This is a genomic window from Devosia sp. A449 (assembly GCF_054489375.1).
The window spans coordinates 58,735-73,708 of sequence record NZ_JBTMWU010000002.1 but is presented as its reverse complement, the minus strand read 5'-3'; the positions used below and the strand labels follow the sequence as shown (position 1 = coordinate 73,708).

The 14,974-nt window shown below is 64.1% G+C and carries 16 protein-coding genes; 10 read left to right on the top strand and 6 right to left on the bottom strand.

The genetic code is table 11. From position 1 onward, the window contains the following. Position 1 precedes the first annotated feature (1 nt). Positions 2-1,210 (top strand): aminotransferase class V-fold PLP-dependent enzyme, encoded by a 1,209-nt coding sequence (locus tag ACX3OW_RS06135; RefSeq protein WP_459094879.1) that lies wholly within the window; start codon positions 2-4, stop codon positions 1,208-1,210. A 57-nt stretch (positions 1,211-1,267) separates the two neighbouring features. Further along, positions 1,268-1,996, top strand: coding sequence for a FadR/GntR family transcriptional regulator (locus ACX3OW_RS06130; protein WP_459094878.1), 729 nt, complete (start codon positions 1,268-1,270; stop codon positions 1,994-1,996). Between the two features lie 8 nt (positions 1,997-2,004). On the opposite strand, the gene hemH is transcribed toward ACX3OW_RS06130, so the two are convergent. The 3 genes from hemH to ACX3OW_RS06115 form a co-directional block, all read right to left on the bottom strand. After that, on the bottom strand, positions 2,005-3,030 hold the full coding sequence (hemH, locus tag ACX3OW_RS06125) for a ferrochelatase (RefSeq protein WP_459094877.1): 1,026 nt from the start codon (positions 3,028-3,030) through the stop codon (positions 2,005-2,007). Between the two features lie 81 nt (positions 3,031-3,111). After that, positions 3,112-4,734 (bottom strand): HoxN/HupN/NixA family nickel/cobalt transporter, encoded by a 1,623-nt coding sequence (locus tag ACX3OW_RS06120; RefSeq protein WP_459094876.1) that lies wholly within the window; start codon positions 4,732-4,734, stop codon positions 3,112-3,114. A gap of 10 nt (positions 4,735-4,744) precedes the next feature. Continuing rightward, positions 4,745-5,644: a LysR family transcriptional regulator gene (locus tag ACX3OW_RS06115; RefSeq protein ID WP_459094875.1), complete on the bottom strand. Its 900-nt coding sequence runs from the start codon at positions 5,642-5,644 to the stop codon at positions 4,745-4,747. 143 nt (positions 5,645-5,787) lie between these two features. Between ACX3OW_RS06115 and ACX3OW_RS06110 the strand changes: the two genes are divergently transcribed. Together ACX3OW_RS06110 and ACX3OW_RS06105 are read left to right on the top strand one after the other, a co-directional pair. Then, entirely contained in the window at positions 5,788-6,210 is a 423-nt protein-coding gene (locus ACX3OW_RS06110; RefSeq protein ID WP_459094874.1) for a MarR family winged helix-turn-helix transcriptional regulator, read from the top strand. Positions 6,211-6,311: 101 nt separating this feature from the next. Continuing rightward, entirely contained in the window at positions 6,312-6,764 is a 453-nt protein-coding gene (locus ACX3OW_RS06105; protein WP_459094873.1) for an SH3 domain-containing protein, read from the top strand. A 34-nt stretch (positions 6,765-6,798) separates the two neighbouring features. Here the strand turns inward: ACX3OW_RS06105 and ACX3OW_RS06100 are convergent, their stop codons facing one another. Next, entirely contained in the window at positions 6,799-7,722 is a 924-nt protein-coding gene (locus tag ACX3OW_RS06100) for a DMT family transporter (protein WP_459094872.1), read from the bottom strand. A 77-nt stretch (positions 7,723-7,799) separates the two neighbouring features. Beyond that, positions 7,800-8,129, bottom strand: coding sequence for a hypothetical protein (locus ACX3OW_RS06095; RefSeq protein WP_459094871.1), 330 nt, complete (start codon positions 8,127-8,129; stop codon positions 7,800-7,802). Positions 8,130-8,327: 198 nt separating this feature from the next. Here ACX3OW_RS06095 and ACX3OW_RS06090 point away from each other — a divergent pair, with 198 nt between their 5' ends. The 6 genes from ACX3OW_RS06090 to ACX3OW_RS06065 all read left to right on the top strand — a co-directional run bounded on the left by ACX3OW_RS06090 (position 8,328) and on the right by ACX3OW_RS06065 (position 13,833). After that, complete coding sequence (locus tag ACX3OW_RS06090) at positions 8,328-9,110, top strand: SDR family oxidoreductase (protein ID WP_459094870.1); 783 nt, start codon at positions 8,328-8,330, stop codon at positions 9,108-9,110. Further along, positions 9,107-10,990, top strand: coding sequence for an excinuclease ABC subunit UvrC (uvrC, locus tag ACX3OW_RS06085; protein WP_459094869.1), 1,884 nt, complete (start codon positions 9,107-9,109; stop codon positions 10,988-10,990). Before ACX3OW_RS06090 ends, uvrC begins: the two co-directional genes overlap by 4 nt. A gap of 240 nt (positions 10,991-11,230) precedes the next feature. Then, on the top strand, positions 11,231-12,304 hold the full coding sequence (locus tag ACX3OW_RS06080) for a 3-deoxy-7-phosphoheptulonate synthase (protein WP_459094868.1): 1,074 nt from the start codon (positions 11,231-11,233) through the stop codon (positions 12,302-12,304). 266 nt (positions 12,305-12,570) lie between these two features. Beyond that, positions 12,571-13,137 carry a CDP-diacylglycerol--glycerol-3-phosphate 3-phosphatidyltransferase gene (gene pgsA, locus ACX3OW_RS06075; RefSeq protein WP_459094867.1) on the top strand — a complete coding sequence of 189 codons (567 nt, stop codon included), beginning with the start codon at positions 12,571-12,573 and terminating at the stop codon, positions 13,135-13,137. Continuing rightward, positions 13,134-13,385 carry a molybdopterin converting factor subunit 1 gene (gene moaD / locus ACX3OW_RS06070; RefSeq protein WP_459094866.1) on the top strand — a complete coding sequence of 84 codons (252 nt, stop codon included), beginning with the start codon at positions 13,134-13,136 and terminating at the stop codon, positions 13,383-13,385. The genes pgsA and moaD overlap by 4 nt, the downstream gene beginning before the upstream one ends. A 1-nt stretch (position 13,386) precedes the next feature. Then, positions 13,387-13,833, top strand: coding sequence for a molybdenum cofactor biosynthesis protein MoaE (locus tag ACX3OW_RS06065; RefSeq protein WP_459094865.1), 447 nt, complete (start codon positions 13,387-13,389; stop codon positions 13,831-13,833). 212 nt (positions 13,834-14,045) lie between these two features. Here the strand turns inward: ACX3OW_RS06065 and ACX3OW_RS06060 are convergent, their stop codons facing one another. Then, positions 14,046-14,939: a branched-chain amino acid aminotransferase gene (locus tag ACX3OW_RS06060; RefSeq protein ID WP_459094864.1), complete on the bottom strand. Its 894-nt coding sequence runs from the start codon at positions 14,937-14,939 to the stop codon at positions 14,046-14,048. Positions 14,940-14,974: the final 35 nt, after the last annotated feature.

The window sequence follows — 14,974 nt, the reverse complement described above, 5'->3', positions numbered from 1 at the left end:
AGTGTCCGAAAATCTCGCCCGGCAATTCCTCATTCGCGAGGATGTCGTCTTTCTCAATCACGGCTCGTTCGGCGCCTGCCCGCGCCCGGTCTTCAGCACCTACCAGAACTGGCAGCTCGAGCTGGAAGGCCAGCCGGTGGAGTTCCTCGGCCGCAAGCTGACCGAGAATATGCGCGTCCCCCGCGTCGCGCTCGCCGCCGAACTGGGCTGTAGCCCGGAAGACCTCGTGGGCCTCACCAACGCCACGCTCGGCCTCAACATCGTCGCCCAATCGCTCGACCTCAAACCCGGCGACCAGATTCTCACCACCGACCACGAATATTCGGCGCTGGAAAAGACCTGGGCCTATGTCACCCGCCGCACCGGCGCGGAAGTGGTCGTGGTCAAAGTGCCGATGCCGCTGCTGACCGAGGCGCAGTTCACCGACACCATTCTCGCCGGCATGACCGAGCGCACCAAGGTGCTGTTCCTCAGCCACATCACCTCGCCGACCGCCCTGCTCTTCCCCATCGAACGCGCCATTGCCGAAGCCCGCAAGCGCGGCATCTGGAGCGTCATCGACGGCGCCCACACCCCCGGCCATATCAAGCTCGACCTCGATGCCCTCGGCGCCGATTTCTATGCCGGCAATTGCCACAAATGGATGATGGCCCCCAAGGGCTCGGCGTTCCTCCACGCCCGCCCCGAAATGCAGCCCCTGCTCAACCCGCTGGTCATCAGCCATGGCTGGACCGACAAGTCCAAGGAGCCGGGGACCAAGGGCGCGTTCGGCAATTCGCCCTTCATCGATGAGCTGGAAATGCAGGGCACCCGCGACCCATCTGCCTGGCTCACCGTGCCGGCAGCGCTGGAGTTCCGCCGCGACAATGACTGGGATGCCGTCGCCGCCCATTGCCAGTCCCTGGCGCAGGACACCGCGCGCCGCCTTGGCGAACGCACCGACCTCGCCCCGCTCAGCGCCGCCGAATTCTGTGCCCCGCAAATGGTCGCCATGCCAGTGCCCGACTGCGACGTCGAAGCCATCAAGGACGCGCTGCTCACCCGCTACAATATCGAAATTCCCGTGTTCAAATGGCAGGACATTTGCATCGTGCGCCTCTCGGTGCAGGGCTATAATTCCAAGCCACAGATGGATTTACTGATCGACGCGCTGACCGAATTGCTCGGCCTTTCGGCCTCAGCCGCCCCGCGCGCCGCATCGCAAGGCTGACAAACCCCGCAAACTGTGATGTGTGGAGCCAGCGACACACCAGGAGGATATGGCGCAGTGACACAGGCGGCCCTGAGCTATCTCGAGCCACTCGAAACCCGCACCCGGGGGGTGGCGGTGCTCGACGCGCTGGCCGATATGGTCGAGCGCTCCGGCCTCAAGATCGGTGACCGCCTGCCGCCCGAAGTCTCGCTGGCCGCCACGCTCGGCGTCGGCCGCTCCACCATCCGCGAAGCGCTCAATCGCTGGGAAGGGCTGGGCATCATCCGCCGCCGCCGTGGCGATGGCACCTATCTCTCCGCCCGGGTGCAGACCTCGCGTGGGCTGGTGCCCACCATGGTCCGCCTCGAAGGCGAAGCGCTGCTGCGGCTGATGGAAATCCGCCGCACGCTGGAAAACGACGTCGTGCGCAAGGCAACGCTCAAGGCCACCACCAACCAGCGCCAGCAGATTTCCAGGCTCTGTGATGTGCTGCTGATTGAAGTCGATGCCGGCCGCCCCTGGCGCAAGGCCGACCACGCCTTCCATGGCGCCATTTACGACGCCACCGGCAATCCGATGTATGGCCAGTTGCTGATGAATCTCGATCACGCGCTGGAACGCGGCGGCCACTCGCCCTTCGCCGCCGACAATTTCGGCCTCGACTCGTTCCCCATCCACCGCGAGCTGGCCGACGCCATCCTCGCCAGTGACGTCGACGCCGCCGTCTCGGCCATCAACCGCCTGCTCGACACCGTCGAACGCGAAGTCAAAGCCATCATCGACGGCGGCAAGCTGGCCCAGTAGGCGGTCGCCTAGATCCAGCCGCCCAGTTCGCGGCGTACCATGGCTTCGATCATGTCCATGCCGGCAGCACTGTCATTGAGGCATGGGATATAGGCGAAGTTCTCGCCCCCGGCGTCCTTGAAAATCTGCTGCCCTTCCATGGCGATTTCTTCCAGCGTCTCGATGCAGTCGGCCGAAAACGCCGGCGCCAGAATAGCGATCTTCTTGGTGCCGCGCCCTGGCAACGCCGCCAGCGTCGCGTCGGTATAGGGCTCCAGCCACTTGGTCGGGCCGAAGCGCGACTGGAACGTCACCATGATCTTGGACTCGTCCCAGCCCAGATATTCGCGCACCAGCCGCGTGGTCTTGTGGCACTGGCAATAATACGGGTCGCCCCGCTCCAGATATTCCACCGGCATGCCGTGATAGCTGGTCACCACCAAATCCGGCTCGAAGTCGAGCGCTGCCACGCCATCGCGGATCGAATTGCCGAGCGTCTCGATATATTTTGCATCGGCGAAATAGGCCGGCGCGGTGCGCACGGCGGGCTGCCAGCGCATCGTCCCCAGCGCCTCGAACGCCTTGTCATTGGCCGTTCCCGTCGTGGTCGCCGAGTATTGCGGATAGAGCGGCACCAGCAGGATCTTCTGGCAACCCGCCGCCCGCAGCTTCTCCATCACGCTCTTGGTGGAAGGATTGCCATAGCGCATGGCAAAATCCACCACGATATTGTCGTGCCCGGCCAGCCGCGCCGCCAGCGCCTCGGTCTGGTCGCGCGTGATCACCCGCAACGGGCTCTCATTTTTTTCCTTATCCCAGATCTGGGCATAGGCTTCGCCGCTCTTTTGCGGCCGCACGCTCAGAATCGCCAGATTGAGAATCGGCCACCACAGCCACTTCGGCGTCTCGATGACGCGCGGGTCGCTGAGGAATTCCTTGAGGTAGCGCCGCACGCTCCAGTAATCCGTCGCATCCGGCGTGCCCAGATTGAGCAGCACGACGCCGATCTTGGGCGGTTGAACGAAGGGATGATCGGGCGGAAAATTTTGGGACATGAGCGGCCAGTTTGGAAGGGTTCTAGGCTGGGGCGCACCTTAACCGCTCCACCGTCATCCGCAAGGCGGCGATGGGTCGCGCTAGAGGCTCGCGATCAGCAGCAGCACGCCAAAGGCCAGCACCGCAAACGCCCCCAACAGCTCCACCCACCAGACAATCGCTCCCGTCACCGGGTTGTCGACGCCCCCGATCCGCCGCGCCAGCCCCTTGGCCGTCACCGCCAGTGTCGCCAGCAGGGCCACGGTGATCGCCGTGCCCGCCCCCATCAGGAACACCGCGGCGATTCCCGCCACCAGCAGCCCCTGCGACAACGCGAACACCAGCACCACCAGCGCCCCCGAACACGGCCGCAGCCCCACCGCCAGCACCACGCCCAATTGCTCGCGCCAGCTGCCGCTCGCCGCCTGCGGCGTCACCACATGCGCATGGCCGTCATGGTGATCATGGTCGCGGTGATGTTCATGAACATGATCATGCAGATGCCCACGCGCCTTCTGCGTCATATCCTCATGGTGGTGGTGATGATGGCCCCAGCCAAAAATCTTGCGCGCCACCAGCCACAGCCCCAGCAGCGCCACGAGGCCGTAGGAGGCAATACCGATCCAGTTGGCGGCGTCACCCAGGGCGACACTGCCCAGGCCCATCAGCCCCGCCGCGATCAGTACGAACACCACCGCCACCAGCGATTGCAGCATCGCCGACAGCACGCTCAGGCTCACCCCGCGCCGCAGCTGCGTCTCGTTGGCCAGCACATAGGACGAGATCACCACCTTGCCATGCCCCGGCCCGGCGGCATGAAACACGCCATAGAGAAAGCTCAGCCCGCCCAGCACCCAGAACGCGGTCCAGTCGGTGCGCAATGCGTCGAGCGAATTGGTCATGGCGCCATAAAAATTGCGCTGCTGGTCCTGCAGCCAGCCGAAAAAGCCGCTGCGTGGCAGGTTCAGTCCCGGCTCCGGCGGCGGGCCGCCAAACGGCGTGGCCGGGCGCGCTTCGGCAACCTGGTTGGCTGCCTCCAGCGCCGTCGCCGCCACCGGCGCAGCGCCGCAATTGACCGCGATCATGCCCTGCGTGCCGCGCATCGCCGCCGCAAGATCGGGCGGCAGTTCCAGCACCTCCGGCCCCAGCGCATAGAGCCGTTCCTCGACCGCCCGGTCCATCGGCGTCGGCGGCACCAGCACCGCTGCGCAACTGTCCGGCGCATTCTCCAGCGTGACATCCGTCGCCTCGGCAAAGCTGATGGCGACGTAATATTCCGGGTCATACACCGCCAGCTCGAACCGCCCGCCTGCCGGCAACGGCGTGGTGGCATTCACCGAAAAGCTCAGCGTCACCCGGCCATCGTCATAGACCATGCGCTGGTCGCCCACTGCCGTGAAGGCCATCGGCGCATCGCGCGCGCCGGCATAGGTGTAAAAACCAAAATCGGCGAGGTCGGCCATATTCTCGTCGGCCAGCGGCTGCAATTCCTCGGGGCTGGTGACGCGGTCACCATTGGTGTCGAGCCCCTGTACCATCCAGGCCGAAAAGGCCGCGTCGAAAGTCCAGGCATGGCGCAGCCCGGCCACCGCGCCAGTGCTGTCAAACACCACCACGGCCTTGGCATCGATCAGAATATGCGGATGCGCCATGGCGGGCACGACCAACCCCAGCATCACAGCGACAACGCCGATCACCCGGCGCGAAACAGCCCAAAAATTCAAAGACCTGCCCTTAACCGATAGGATGGTTCTGGAACCACTCGACCAGATGGTCGATCAGCGCCCGCACCTTGCCCGCCAGATGCCGCCGATGCGGATAGACCGCCTGTAGCGTCTGTCCGGTCGGCAAATATTCACCCAGCACCGGCACCAGCTCGCCGCTGTTCACTGCCGGATCGGCCAGATAGGATGGCAATACGACAAATCCGAGACCCATCACCGCCGCCTGCCGCGCCGCCAGCGGGGAATTGACCCGCAGCGGCCCATTGACCGGCACCGAAATGGTCTTGCCATCCTCGACAAAGCGCCAGTTCGACTGCCCCTGCAGATTGACGTCGACAATGCAGGGCAGATGCCGCAAATCCTCGGGATGCTTGGGCGTGCCATGCAGCTTGAGCAGCTCTGGCGCCGCTCCCACCACCACCTGCATATCGGCAATCTTGCGCGCGATCAGCGAGGAATCGCCGAGCGTCGAAATGCGCAGCGCCACGTCTATCCCCTCGTCGATCAGGTCGACATAGCGATCCTCTAGCCGCAGATCGAGCGTCACCTTGGGATATTTCTTGAGATAATCGTAAATCGCCGGCGCCAATGTCGACTCGCCGAAATTGCGCGGCGCCGACACCCGCAGCAGCCCGCGCGGTGCCGCGGTCTGATCGGTAATGGTGGCGTCGAGATCGTCCAGCTGCTGCAACAGCGCGCTGGCTTCGCGGTAATAGGCTTCCCCCGCCTCGGTCAGGCTGAGCTTGCGCGTGGTGCGGTTCATCAGCCGAACCCCGAGATAATCCTCGAGATCGGTGACATATTTGCTGAGCAGTGCTTTGGAGCGCCCATGCTGGCGCGCGGCCGCCGAAAACCCGGCGGCGTCGAAGACCTGAACGAAAGCACGGATGCGGGCGAGGTCCTGCGTCATGGCACTCCGTTCACGTCAGCGAGGTAATCTACGCATAACTCACCTGCGCTGGGTGAACAATAACTGACCTTGGTCCGTCCACGATTAACGATAGGATAGGACGCCAATCGACGTGACCGAGGAGCCGGACTATTTTCCTGCCTATGTCCAGACCTTCATCCCGATCCACTCTCTACCGGCTCATCGAAGCCGGCCAGCTCGCGCATAAGGCGCTGCTGCTGCCTTTGCTCGAGAAGGGACTGGAACCGGGCGACGACGCCGTGCTGTTTGAGCTGGGCCGCTCCGGCACCACCGAAGCCGAGCTGGCCGCCGAGCTAGGCCTGCCCGAGGCCGCTCTGGTGGCCCGCCTCACCCGCCTGATCGAGCGGGGCCTGGTCATTCGCCAGGCCGTTGGCCCCGAACTGGCGCCGGGCATTGCCCTCACCGAACGGGGTGTACGCATCCGCAACAGTCTGGCCGATCACTGGAGCCAGCTGGAAGAAGCGCTGATGGGCGAACTCAAGCCCAAACAGCGCAAGCAGCTGGGCGAGCGCCTCAAGCGTTTCGTGGCGCTGCTGCGCCTTTGAAGTAAATCTGAGCGGACCATTCAGGTCTGGTTCATCCGTAAAAGTGTTTTCTAGGGTCACAGGCAGGCAATGCCTAACAGACAAGGAGAACCAATATGGTTTTGAGCAAGAAACTCATGGCTGGCGGCCTCGCCGCCCTGGCGCTTCTGGCGACGTCTGCCGCGGCCTTTGCAGCCCCGGCAGTCGCCACCGGCAATGTGAATGTGCGCTCGGGTCCGGGCACGCATTACAGCGCCATCGATACGCTGCGCCGCGGCGAACGGGTCGACGTGCAGCAGTGCCGCGGCAGCTGGTGCTATGTGGTCAAGAGCGGCCCGGATGGCTGGGTTTCCGCCAATTATCTCGATCGCGGCCGCCCCGGTCGTCCCGGTGGCGGTTGGGATAATGATAGTGGCTGGGACAATGGGTGGGATCGCCCGCCGCAGTGGAACCCACGCCCGCCGCGTCCGCCCCACTGGAACCCGCGCCCGCCGCGCCCGCAGCCCTGGCCGGGCAACAATGGCGGCAGCGTCTGCTTTAATGGTCCCAACGGCTATTTCTGCATGGGCAACTAATGTTTTGAACGCCGCCCTTCGGGGCGGCGTTTTGCTATTCCTGCCCCGGCAGACGCGGATCGGCCACCACCGGCACCCGCTTGATGCGCTCACGCGCCATCACCACCAGCCCCGCTCCGACAATGATGGCCGTGCCGATCAGCGAGATCGGGTCGATCCAGTGGTTGAACACCACCACGCTGAGCACAATGGCGCAGGGCAGCGAGAAATAATTGAACGGCTGCACCACGCTGGCCGGCGCCATCGAGAGCGCCAGCATCATCAGCCCGTGCCCGATGCTGGTGGTCACCATGATGGTCATCACCATCAGCACATCGTTCCAGCCCATCGGCTGCCAGAAAAATACGCCCACCGCCCCCGACATCACCAGCCCGATGGTCGCGGTATAGATCATGCTGGTCGCCGCGCTATCGTGCCGGCCGACCTTGCGGGTCACCACGATATAAATCGCATAAAGCGTTGCCGAAGCCAGCGCGAACAGCACGCCCCAATCCAGCGGCAGGCCGCCCGGCCGCACGATCACCAAGGCGCCAAGGAACCCGATGCCCACCGCGGCAAAACGGAAAATGCCCACCTTTTCGCCGAGAATGGGAATGGCGAACAGCGTCACCAGCAGCGGATAAACCAGGGTGATGGCCTGCAATTCGCCCAGCGGCACGGTCTGCAGCGCCAGCGCGAACAACCAGATATCGGCCATCAGCAGCACGCCGCGCAGCACCTGCCACAGCGGTTTTTTCGAAGCAAAGGCCTGGCGCAGCGGCGCCTGCCGCATCACCAGAAGCAGCGAAAAAGCGGCAAAGCCCCAATAGCGCATCATGGTGATCTGGAACGGCGAGTAGGTCTGCACCAGAATTTTGGCCAGGGCATCCTGCACGCCGAAGACCACAATGGTGATGAGCGTCAGGAAGATGGCGCGGCCGATATTGTCGGCACGAGCATCGGCAACGGGAATGGACATGGCGATGGGCAATCAATGGACGTGAAAACGCCCCGGCACAGCGAGGTGTCGGGGCGTTCAAAGCGCTATCGCAAAGCTCAGGCCTTGGCCATAGCCGACTTGATCAGACCCGCAATGGCCGTGAGCACGCCGCCGCTGACCAGCCCGGTGGCGCCCTGCCCGGCCAGTGCAGCAAAGTCGAGGCCACCGGCCGCGCCTGCCGTTCCCGCAGCGCTCGCAGCCGCACCAACCAGGCCATCGAGGCCCGGAATCATGCTGGCCAGCCAGGTTCCGGCGATGCCCCCGACCGCGCCCACGATCGAGTTGCCGGCCGTGCCGAGATTGAGCGATTTGGCCAGTTGGCCGATAATGTTACCACCGGCGCCGCCGGCGATGAGCTGGACGAGGATAGGCACGATGACTTCCATTTACTTCCCCCCTCATGGAGTGCCCGCAAGCTAATGGCTTGCCGTAACAACAAGAGCCTACGCCCGATTCTGGTGCAACAAAAGGACAACGCTCCTGTCTGAAACTGTCAGCAGCCCCCGGTAAACCGGCCCTCTCCGGCATTGAAGAAAGCCGCCAAAGCGGCCTATGGTCCGGCCACAAGGTCCCACACAGCCATCATGTCGAATCGCACCAACTCACCACCCGCTCATTCCGCCGCGCTCGTCACCGGGGCCAGCGACCGCATTGGCGCCGCCATTGCCCAGGCGCTAGCCCGTGCCGGTCACCAGGTCATCATCCATTATCGCAGCAACGCCGAGGGTGCCGCTGCGGTGCGCGACGGCATCCGCCAGCAGGGTGGATGCGCCGAAATCATCCAGGCCGACCTCGCCGACCGCTCGCAGCGCGCCACGCTGATCGCGCAGGCCGCCAGCCATTTCGGCCCGCTCACCGTGCTGGTCAACAACGCCTCCACCTTCGAACCCGACAGTGCCCGCGATGTCGATGAGGCGCTGTGGGACCAGCATTTCGCCATCCATGCCGAGGCGCCGATTTTCCTCGCCCGCGACTTCGCCGCGCAACTGCCGGCAGGCGTCGACGGCAATATCGTCAATCTGGTCGATGAGCGCGTGCTGCATCCGACGCCGGCCTATTTCAGCTACGGCCTCTCCAAGGCAGTGCTGTGGTCGGCCACCCGCACCCTGGCGCAATCGCTGGCCCCATCCATTCGCGTCAATGCCATCGGCCCCGGCCCGGTGCTGCCGCATACCCGCCAGAGCCAGGCCGAATTCGAACGCTCCGTCGCCGCCTTGCCGTTGCAGCGTCATGCCGGCCCCGAGGCCATCGCCGATGGCGTCATAATGTTGCTCAACACTCCGTCCATGACCGGCCAGATGCTGGCGCTCGACGGCGGCGAGCATCTCGAATATCTGCCCAAGAGCAAACCGACGCCCCGGCTATGACCGACGACACCACGCCCCCGCCCAGCGGCCACGAAGTCATCCGCGCCTTCGTCCGTACCCTGCCCGCCGCCCCCGGCGTTTACCGTATGCTCAATGCGGATGGCGAAGTCATGTATGTGGGCAAGGCACGGAGCCTCAAGGCCCGCGTCACCAATTACACCCGCCCCGACGGCCTCGAAGTCCGCCTGCAGCGCATGATCGCCGCGACCACCAGCATGGAATTCGTGGTCACCGAGACCGAGTCCGAAGCGCTGCTGCTCGAAGCCAACATGATCAAGCGGCTGAAACCCCGCTTCAACGTGTTGCTGCGCGACGACAAGAGCTTTCCCTATATCCTCATCGCCACCGATCACGAGGCGCCCGAACTGACCAAGCATCGCGGCACGCGTCGCCGGCAGGGTCATTATTTCGGCCCCTTCGCCTCGGCCACCGCCGTTGGCCGCACCATTGCCAGCCTGCAAAAGGCGTTTCTGCTGCGCAATTGCTCGGACAGTTTCTACGCCGCCCGCACCCGTCCCTGCCTCCAATTCCAGATCAAGCGCTGCGCCGCTCCCTGCACCCGCGAGATTTCGCTGGAAGGCTATGCCGAGCTGGTCGAGGACGCGCGTCTGTTCCTCTCGGGCAAATCCAAGGGCGTGCGCGATCATTTGCAGCACGACATGAACCAGGCCGCCGAACAGCTTGATTTCGAACGCGCTGCCCTGCTGCGCGACCGCCTCTCGGCGCTGGCGCTGGTCCAGTCGCAGGGCGACGCCACCGCCAAGACGGTGGAAGAGGCCGACGTCTTCGCCATCCATCACGAAGGCGGCCAGTTCTGCGTGCAGGTGTTCTTCTTCCGCGCCTTCCAGAACTGGGGCAATTACCCCTATCGCCCCCGCGCCGACGCCAGTCTCTCCGACGCCGAGGTGCTGGAAGCCTTTATCGGCCAGTTCTACGAAAACCGCACCCCGGCCAGGCTGGTGCTGATCAGCCACGAGCTGTCCGAACCCGAGGTGATGACCGAGGCGCTCTCCACCCGCGCCGGCCGCCGCGTCTATATCGAGCAGCCCAAGCGCGGCGAAAAGCGCGACCTGGTCAATCACGCCCTCAACAATGCCCGCGAGGCGCTGGGCCGCCAGCTCGCCGAAGGCGCTACCAACCGCGTGCTGCTCGAAGGCGTGGCCGAAACCTTCGGCCTCGAAGACGTGCCGCGCCGCATCGAAACCTACGACAACTCGCATATCTCGGGCACCAACATGGTCGGCGCCATGGTGGTGGCGGGCGAGGAAGGCTTTTCCAAAAAGCACTACCGCACCTTCAACATCAAATCCGACATCACCGCCGGCGACGATTTCGGCATGATGCGCGAAGTGCTGACGCGCCGCTTCACCCGCCTTGCCAATGAGAGCGACAACGAGGCCGAGGACGACACCACCGGCATGCCCGACTGGCCCGACGTGGTATTCATCGACGGCGGCGCCGGCCAGCTCAACGCCGTGCGCGAAGTCATCGCCGAACTCAACCTGCCCAAGGAGGTGATCTTTATCGGCATCGCCAAGGGCGAGGAACGCGACGCCGGCCGCGAAAAATTCTTCATGGAAGGCCGCGAAGCCTTCATGCTGCCGCATCGCGATCCGGTGCTGTATTACGTCCAGCGCCTGCGCGACGAAGCCCACCGCTTCGCCATCGGCACCCACCGCGCCAAGCGCAAAAAGGAGGCGGTGAAAAACCCGCTCGATGAAATCGAGGGCATCGGCCCCACCCGCAAGCGCGCTTTGCTCAACCATTTCGGCTCCGCCAAAGCCACCGGCCGCGCCTCCCTCGCCGACCTCGCCGCCGTCCCCGGCATCTCCAACGCCATGGCCCAGCTGATCTACGATCATTTCAATCGGGTGGAATAGGCCCCCAAGCGCCCCTACCAAAGTCAGACTCGACAGTCCCAACTTCCGGCGCTACAACCACCGCCATGATCCGCTCCGTCGCCACCGTTTCGTTTTGGTTTAGCTATCCGCTCCCGGCGGAGGCTATTGCGCGCTTGATCTGATCTCACAAGATACGACCAAACACCGAGCCAGCCGCCCCCACCCGAGGCGGCTTTTTTATTGGCCGCCTCCCCGAAAATTCCTCGAGGAGACCACCAAATGCTCAAATCTACCGACGACCTTCGCATTACCGCCATCAAGCCGCTGACCACCCCGATCGAGGTGATGCGCCAGCATCCGCGCACCGACGCCGCCACCCGCACCGTCATCAGCGCCCGTCACGCCTTCCACAATATCCTTGCCGGCTCGGATGACCGCCTCGCCGTCGTCGTCGGCCCCTGCTCCATTCACGATCCCGCTGCGGCGCTGGATTACGCCAAGCGCCTCGTCGCGCTGCGCGAATCCCTGGGCGACCGGCTGGAGATCATCATGCGCGTCTACTTCGAAAAGCCGCGCACCACGGTCGGCTGGAAGGGCCTGATCAACGACCCCAATCTCGATGGCAGCTTCCAGATCGATGTCGGCCTGCACACCGCCCGCGCCCTGCTGCTCGACATCAACAATCTCGGCCTGCCCGCCGCTTGCGAATTCCTCGACATGACCACGCCGCAATACATTGCCGATCTGGTCAGCTGGGCCGCCATCGGCGCCCGCACCACCGAAAGCCAGATTCACCGTGAGCTGGCCTCGGGCCTGTCCTGTCCGGTCGGCTTCAAGAACGGCACCGACGGCAATGTGCGGATCGCTCTCGATGCCGTCGCCTCGGCCAGCCAGTCGCACCATTTCCTCGCCGTCACCAAGGACGGCCAGTCCGCCATTGCCGCCACCACCGGCAATGAGGATTGCCACATCATCCTGCGCGGCGGCAAAGCCCCCAATTACGACGCCGCCAGTGTCGACGCCGCCGCCGCTCTAGCCGAAAAATCTGGCCTCGCCCCGACCATCATGATCGATGCCAGCCACGCCAATTCGTCCAAGAAGCCGGAAAATCAGCCCGACGTGCTCGCCGATATCGGCGCCCAGATGGCCGCCGGCGACCGCCGCATCATCGGCGTCATGGTCGAATCCAACCTCATCGCCGGCCGCCAGGACCTCATCCCCGGCCGCGAACTGGTCTATGGCCAGTCCATCACCGACGGCTGCATCGATTGGGACACCACCGTAACCGCCCTCGAAGCCCTCGCCGACTCCGTCACCCAGCGCCGCGCCGTGACCAATCAGGCTGTGGCGTAACGCCATTGTCGCAGTCGACACCCTCCCCCTTGCGGGGCTTCGAGCCGGCCGCAGGCAAAATCGCTCCGACGGAGCGATTTTAGGTGAGAAGGCCATGAGAGCTACGCTCGAATGGCGATCAAGGGTGGGGGTTGGATTGGCCCCAATTCATCGGGGCTCTCGCACCCCCTCCTAGCCTCCCCCGTCAAGGGGGAGGTGCCGTCCGGTGGTTGATGAGAGCGCGCCACACCCTTGACCCCCTCCCCCCATTCCTGTTCTGTCGCCCCATGGCCAGAAACCCGCTCCTCCTCGTTCCAAATCTGATCACCGTCGCCCGTATCCTGGCGATCATCCCCATTGTCTGGCTGGTGATGCAGGGCGATGTGGTGCTGCGGCTGATCGCGCTGATCATCTATGTGATCGCCGCCGCCAGCGACTGGCTCGATGGTTATCTGGCGCGCGCCTGGAACCAGTATTCGCCGCTCGGCCGCATGCTTGATCCGATTGCCGACAAGCTGCTGGTCGGCATTCTCATCGCCGCACTCGCCTGGGATGGCAGCTTCTCCGGCCTCGACATGATCCCAGTCTGCATTATCCTGTTCCGCGAATTCTTCGTCTCCGGCCTCCGCGAGTTTCTCGGCAACACCAAAATCGTACTGCCGGTCAGCTGGCTGGCCAAGTGGAAGACCACGCTGCAGCTGGTGGCGCTCGCCATCGTGCTGCTCGAACGCATCATCCCCGGCCTGCGCCTCACCAGCGATCTGGTGTTGTGGGGCGCCGGCGCGCTGACCTTGTGGACCGGCTTTCAATATCTGCGCGCCAGCTGGCCGCATCTGGTCGAAGAGCCGAAATGAAAATCCTCTATTTCGCCTGGCTGCGCGAACGCCTCAACCGCGGCGAAGAAGAGGTGTCGCCTCCCGCTGAAGTGGCCACCGTCGCCGACCTCATCGACTGGCTGGCCTCTCGCGACGAAGCCTTTGCCCTGGCGGTCGAAAAGCGCAGCCTGATCAAGGCCGCCGTCGATGCCAAGCTGGTCAGCCACCAAGCACCCATCGCCGGCGCCAGCGTCGTCGCGCTGTTTCCGCCGATGACCGGGGGCTGAGATGGCGGTCCGCGTCTCCCCCGACCCCTTCGATCCCGGCGCCGAAACCAACGCCTTCCTCGCCGCTGGCCAGGGAGCCGGCGCCGCCGTCACCTTCACCGGCGTCGTCCGCTCCAATCCCGCCGATCCGATCACCGCCTTGACGCTGGAATGCTATCCCGAGCTGGCCATCAACCAGCTCACCGCCATCGTCGACCAGGCCACGGCCCGCTTCGGCCTGCTGGCCGCCTCGGTGATCCACCGCTATGGCACCCTTGGCCCCGGCGAGCCCATCGTCCAGGTGATGACCCTTTCGCCCCACCGCGACGCCGCCTTCAAGGGCGCCGAATTCCTGATGGACTACCTCAAGACCGACGCCCCGTTCTGGAAACAGGAAACCGGCCCCAAAGGCAGCCACTGGATCGAAGCCAAAGCCGCCGATGACGCGGCGAAAGCGCGTTGGGAATAAGCAGGAAGGCCTGCCAGAACTATTTTGCACCAGACCAGCACCACCCACGATGTCATCCCGGAATTGATCCGGGACATCCTGAGATGTGGGTTGCCCGCGCATCTCAGGATGGGCCCCGGCTTTCGCCGGGGTGACACCGTGGTTGGGGAATGTCTCCACAAAAACAAAAAAAGCCGGGCACTTGGCCCGGCTTTTTCACAAATTGAATCCGCTTACTCAGCAGCGGCAGCGCGCTTGGGCTGAACTTCGGCGGTATAGGCGTCGATCAGCGTGCGGCAGGCTTCGCCCGGGGTAAACTTGTACTCACCGACCTCGCTGACCGGGGTCACCTCGGCGGCGGTCCCCGTCAGGAAGCACTCGTCGAACTGGCTCAGTTCCTCAGGCAGAATATGGCGCTCGGTGACCGTATAGCCATTGCGCTTGGCCAGCTCGATCAGCGTCTGGCGGGTAATGCCATTGAGGAAGCAATCCGGGGTCGGCGTGGTGATGTCCTTGCCCTTGATGAAGAACACGTTGGCACCCGTGGCTTCCGCGACATAGCCGCGATAGTCCAGCATCAGCGCGTCGGCATAGCCATTGGCCATCGCCGCGTCCTTGGACAGGGTGCAGATCATGTAGAGGCCGGCCGCCTTTGCCGACGACGGAATGGTCTCCGGCGACGGACGCTTCCACTTGCTCCATTCGAGGCGAATGCCCTTGAGCTTTTCCTCGACCGAGAAATAGCTCGGCCACACCCAGGCGGCGATCGCCACATGCACCGTGTTATTGCCGCCGGTAACGCTCAGCTGTTCCGAACCGCGCCACGCGACGGGACGCACATAGCCGTCGACTAGGCCGTTTTTTTCCAGCACGAGGCGCTTGGCGTCCTCGATCTGCTCAACCGTCCACGGAACGATCATGTCCAGCGTCTTGGCCGAGCGGATCAACCGTTCGGTGTGTTCGCGCGACTTGAAGATTTCGCCGCCATAGGCGCGTTCGCCTTCAAACACCGAGCTGGCATAGTGCAGCCCGTGCGTTAATACGTGAACCTTCGCGTCTTTCCAGGGTTTGAGTTCGCCATCAAACCAGATCCAGCCATCACGCTGGTCCATGGGCACGCCTGCCATAATCCACTCCCGATAATTTGCATTCAAGCGCCATC